This is a genomic window from Bacteroides caecicola (assembly GCF_023337095.1).
Taxonomy (GTDB): domain Bacteria; phylum Bacteroidota; class Bacteroidia; order Bacteroidales; family Bacteroidaceae; genus Phocaeicola; species Phocaeicola gallinarum.
The window spans coordinates 1-1,131 of the sequence record NZ_JAMBLM010000033.1; the positions used below are offsets into that span (position 1 = coordinate 1).

The 1,131-nt window shown below is 42.8% G+C and carries 1 protein-coding gene; it reads right to left on the reverse strand.

What is annotated here, in order from left to right; translation table 11 throughout:
• Positions 1 to 1,021 (reverse strand): IS4 family transposase (locus M3085_RS13835; protein ID WP_249053328.1); only part of this gene is annotated, 1,021 nt, incomplete at its 3' end.
• Positions 1,022 to 1,131 lie beyond the last annotated feature (110 nt).

The following is a 1,131-nucleotide window of genomic DNA, read 5'->3' on the forward strand; positions in this document are numbered from 1 at the left end:
AAATCTGTATCTTGATGGCATTTGCACTTTCTCCATAGAAGTATTTCAACGGGAAGTTCTGTTTTATCTGTTTGAACAGCAGTTCAATTTCCCAGCGTTTGCGGTAAATTTCTATAATTTCGTTCGGGTCTGATTCCATATCGTTTGTAAGCAATGCAACCAGTTTGTGCTTTTGGGTATCGGCATAGGTAATGATACGGGCATGATGAATCAGTATTTCTCCACCCTTCAGAACTTTAGAGAATGTGACATGTTGTATGCGCACTTCCATAAGGCCGTCTGTTGTCTGGTACATACAGTCCTCCATAATGTTGTATTTTAGATTCTTCTTCATTTTTGTCACATACAGAACTTCTCTTTGCGTGAGTGCTTCCAGTTTCTCATAGTCAATATATGCCCGGTCCATGGCAACTATGTCTCCTTTGCTCAATGTTGACGGCTTTAACATAAAAGAATCGTTGGTGGCTGCAGATGTAAACTTTATATCAGAAGGGACTCCCTCATTGGCGTGTATGACGGTGTGCACCTTTATACCCCCTTTCTTTTTGCCGGTTTTGGGATGACGGCCCACGCCCTTGAACAACAGATTGGAGAACAGTGTGATAGTAGTGGAGTCGATAATCTGGAGACGCTTCATCCAGACAGCGTCCCTGCTTTTGCGGCTGTCCGAGGAAAGCACATGCCTGTATGTGGCGTATAAATCACGATAAATGGACTCAAATATAACCTCCGGACGCCGTTGGTTGGCATCGGAAAGTGTACTGCGTGAAGGCATTGAGCTGATACCCAAATGGAAAAGCTTGCGGGCTTCTGCCTGTAGGGAAGCCGTTATCTCGCGTAAGGAATCAAAACGCATGATGACCGCATAAAGCATAACAACAAGATGAGTCCAGCAATCAAAACGTTTTATGTAGTGTTCGCCACCATGTTTACGACTAATACGAAGGATTGTTGACTTATCCAATAATTTTATAACCTGACCATAGAGCGGCTGTCCGCTAAAATGTATACTTTTGCCCATAGTTGGATTGATTTTGTTTGGCGACAGAAATCTAACGAAAATGGGCTGACCTCGCAAATGAAGTCAGCCCTATTTTTATTCGTTTGCTATATTTTTATCGGACAGCAATA